This is a genomic window from Candidatus Methylacidiphilales bacterium (genome assembly GCA_028713655.1).
Taxonomy (GTDB): domain Bacteria; phylum Verrucomicrobiota; class Verrucomicrobiia; order Methylacidiphilales; family JAAUTS01; genus JAQTNW01.
The window spans coordinates 1-3,929 of the sequence record JAQTNW010000079.1 but is presented as its reverse complement, the minus strand read 5'-3'; the positions used below and the strand labels follow the sequence as shown (position 1 = coordinate 3,929).

Genomic DNA, 3,929 nt, shown 5'->3' with positions numbered 1-3,929 from the left:
GGTCGATGGGCTGTGGGCTTGGAATGAAACAACAAAACTGGAGTTTGTCGGATGAAAACAAAAATAGGATTGCTCGCCGCGTGCGCGGCGCTTACATTGGGCGTCATGAACCTCTCACAGGCCGCTGTGCCCGTGACGGACAACCTGCCCGGTCTGCCGCCGCAAGGCGCGGAGTATTGGAAAGCGGTGGAAAAGGAACAGGCTGCCGCCCAGGCATCAGCGCCAGCCGCTGACAGCCGGGAGCTGAAAGCTGATAGCTTTTTCTTCACCGGCAAACCCTATGTGGTCGAGCTGGGCGCGTATAGTTTCCAGTTCCGGAATTACAACCCCGAGCTGCAGCGCTGGACCACCGCCGATCCCTCCGGCTTCCCCGATGGAGCAAATAATTATGAGTACACACCTGCGCCAAATAGCTCATTTGATATGAATGGGTTACAGACTAAGTGGATTACTGGAACCTACACAATCCAGGAAAAGTGGACTGAAATGAAATGTTTCTCTCTTGGTTGGGGTGGCTTTTCACTAAGCTTCCCCTTTGGTGTAAGCGCAAGCATAAGCCCAGGTATTGGATGGGAAAAAATAGGTAGCGTTACATCTGATCAAGTTGACGGCTGTTATGCGCAGAAAGCAACTGCTCCGTCCGGTTGGCATTGGATGCCAGGAGATGAGAATATCATAGACGGTAAGACTTATACCAAGGATTCTGGACCAAGCTACTCAAAATCCTATGTGGTCGGGGAATCATACACTGAACAACCATCCTACGATGGCACAATTCGATTGGTTCCGGTGAATCCACATACATACCGCGACGGCTCTTTCAGTATAACCTATAATTGGGAACGCCAAGCCGAGGAATAATAACACCATGAGGATGCTTATTTGTAAGATAAATAGTCCATATCCCATAATGTGCTTTTTGAGTTTGTTTGTGTTGGGGTTTATTGGTTGTGTAAAATCACCATTCGATTCCAAAATTGAATGCACCATTGAGGCCCATTCGTTCATTGGGCACAAGGCGGATGGAAGTCTTAGACCACCGTATCTGTTGATAATAGAACAGCGCAACATGGGGAGCTTGGTTAATGCCCCAGCCTCCGAATTGAAAATGCGAACCTTGCTGGACCTGGACGCGGCATTTTTTGCCAGAACAGAGGAGGTTGTTGAGATTGGCGGAGAAAAAATGAAGTTGATAACCAGTTTGTATGAGTATGAGCCGCTTTCGAAGCCATACACGCTGGATGGCAGAAGTTACATGCTGCTGCCACCCGGCCGCTGTCGCATTAACACATTGAATTTGAAAGCTACTAAATAAATCAGAGCCAGATTACCTCACGGCATCAAGCAGGGCATGACCTGTCGGCTGTGGCGGCGGAGGACTTTAAAATCTGCGTCGGCGATCACCAGCACAGGATCAGGCAGCGTTTCGGTCATGCACATTTGAAGTTACAGGGACGAAGATGGATCGCCACGTCCCAACTCCGACATGTGTCGCGAGTGTTCCAGATGGGCCTCCTAATGAACAGTTGCGGCAAGATGTTGAAAGATAAAATGTTAGAGGTTCCATGTCTTTTCATAAGGGCCGAAGGCCCGCCCTATACCAGCCCAGGGTGAAACCCTGGGTATGGCGCATCTAAAATTTATCGAGCTCTGTAGGAGCGACCCAGAGGCCGGCATACGTTAGAACGCCCCTACAGGGCTTCAGGTTTTACACGATTCATATTCCTGGGGCGCTGCCCCAGGCTGGTATAGGCCGCACCTTCGGTGCTTCTCTCATGAACCCACGCTCATTCCCGCTCAAAGCAGCATTTCAAGAGCTTCAAAATCAAAACACACTTGTTTCCAGCGAGTCGCACAGTTGCTGTAAAGTCGTAACCGTAATATAGCAATGAATAACCGCTATTTGTCGCAAATGCAACCTATTGGCATTAAGTATCTTGCGGAGGCGGCTTGATTGTCAAATTGAGATATTCACAAGCTGGAGGATAATCCGTTCGCATCCTGATAAAAGTTATAGCAGTACGATGGCGCGCAAGCAGAAACAAGCATGCCTGCGACTGGCGGTAACGCCGGGGTCCGGGTTGGCGCCCGGGCCGGAAGCGCAGAGAGGTCGATGGGCTGCGGGCTTGGAACGAAACAACAAAACTGGAGTTTGTCGGATGAAAACAAAAATAGGATTGCTCGCCGCGTGCGCGGCGCTTACATTGGGCGTCATGAACCTCTCACAGGCCGCTGTGCCCGTGACGGACAACCTGCCCGGCCTGCCGCCGCAAGGCGCGGAGTATTGGAAAGCGGTGGAAAAGGAACAGGCTGCCGCCCAGGCATCAGCGCCAGCCGCTGACAGCCGGGAGCTGAAAGCTGATGGCTTTTTCTACACCGGCAAACCCTATGTGGCCGAGCTGGGCGCGTATAGTTTCCAGTTCCGGAATTACAACCCCGAGCTGCAGCGCTGGACCACCGCCGATCCCTCCGGCTTCCCCGATGGGGCGAATAATTACAAATATACCAATAGGCCAACATACGCGATGGATTTGCTTGGTCTTCTGGAGTTGACAACAAACAACCCGCAAACAAAGGAATTTAATGATTTCAGCATGTGGGGAGGTTTTTGTAATTTTAATGGTTCATCGTCAGCTTCGACTAGCGGCAACACTGGGTCTGTGACTTTGGAAATCGCAGGTGCAGGAAAGAAATGGCTTGGGGACGGGCTGGACCAACTAGCACTAAATCTAACATTAGATATTAAAGTCAATAAAGAGGGAAATCTGACATATACAAGATCTGGAGACCTGGACAAAACGGAGGATTCCGTATCATCCGGCTATAATGTTCAAATTACGGGGGATAATACAAAAACACTAACAGTCAGGATTAATGCCGGGTGGGCATTAAAAGCAAGTTCTATTAGTGGAATGGGGATTGGAGAAGGAGGAGGATCAATTAGTTTTAGCGATACATCATATTCTCAAAGCTTTGCGTTCGGAGATTTCGTCTTTAATGAATAATTATTATGAATAAGAACGAGAAGCTTTTTTTAATTACGGGTTTGATATCGCTTATCATGTTGCTGTGGTCGTTTGTCCGTTTGCCAATATGGGTTAGCGAAATGAGTGGCGTAACTTCTGCGCTTATTTCATTGGCTGTCGTTATATCCGGCCTTTTCATCAAACCGCGAAAAATTTATGTATTCCTTCCATCAGCTATTGTAATGTTATGGCTGGTATTTTCGACGATCCAGACGGTTTATTATATTTTAAGCAAATCCACAAAATAGAGGCTGACTCTGCGCAAAATCTTCAGACTAGCTCAAGGCATCAGGCACGACCTGTCGGCTGTGGCAGCGGTGGATTTTAAAATCGGTTTCGGTTGTTATCAGCAATGCATCCGATTTGGAATCTCAGGAAAAAATCGCTTGTTTGTGCGTTGTTTTGTGCGAGAATTTGCACATGGCCACCAATGTTGAACTGGATGAAACTCTGATGAAAGAGGCTGTGTCACTGGGACAGCGCAAATCCAAACGGGCCGCTATTCAAGATGCGCTTCGCGAATATGTGCAACGGCGCAAACAAATCAAAGTCACACGCCTGTTCGGCACCATCGAATACAATAAGTCCTACGACTAAAAAGCTTCCTGCCGCAAGTCATGAATGTCTGGCGCAAATGCTGAATCCTGACAACTGACCTCGATTTCACGCACTACCGAAAGCATATCGCGCTGAATCTGCTTCAAACCAAATAAGCCCTCAAGGCCATCCGCGACGCCGTCCAACGCGTCATTCGCAAAGGCACCCGCACCGCCGACATTTACACCGAAGGCTGCCGCAAAGTGGGCTCTGCCGAAATGGGCCGGGCCATTCTCTCGGAATTGAATCCCCTCTAAAAAGAGGGGCAGAAAGGTCGCTGCGGCGAGCGCTCCGGGGGGTGTGGCC

The 3,929-nt window shown here is 49.4% G+C and carries 5 protein-coding genes; 4 read left to right on the top strand and 1 reads right to left on the bottom strand.

Annotated elements, in window-relative coordinates; all coding sequences use genetic code 11:
* Positions 1–51 precede the first annotated feature (51 nt).
* From PHD76_15090 to PHD76_15075, 4 genes are all read left to right on the top strand, one after another.
* Complete coding sequence (locus tag PHD76_15090; protein ID MDD5263167.1) at positions 52–861, top strand: hypothetical protein; 810 nt, start codon at positions 52–54, stop codon at positions 859–861.
* Between the two features lie 58 nt (positions 862–919).
* The gene (locus PHD76_15085) at positions 920–1,315 is read left to right on the top strand and encodes a hypothetical protein (protein ID MDD5263166.1); all 396 of its coding nucleotides are present in this window, start codon (positions 920–922) and stop codon (positions 1,313–1,315) included.
* An 844-nt stretch (positions 1,316–2,159) separates the two neighbouring features.
* Complete coding sequence (locus tag PHD76_15080) at positions 2,160–3,005, top strand: hypothetical protein (protein MDD5263165.1); 846 nt, start codon at positions 2,160–2,162, stop codon at positions 3,003–3,005.
* 441 nt (positions 3,006–3,446) lie between these two features.
* The gene (locus PHD76_15075; protein ID MDD5263164.1) at positions 3,447–3,623 is read left to right on the top strand and encodes a type II toxin-antitoxin system VapB family antitoxin; all 177 of its coding nucleotides are present in this window, start codon (positions 3,447–3,449) and stop codon (positions 3,621–3,623) included.
* Here PHD76_15075 and PHD76_15070 read toward each other — a convergent pair.
* Positions 3,620–3,929: hypothetical protein (locus PHD76_15070; GenBank protein ID MDD5263163.1), on the bottom strand; the 310-nt coding region annotated here is incomplete at its 5' end. The genes PHD76_15075 and PHD76_15070 overlap by 4 nt on opposite strands.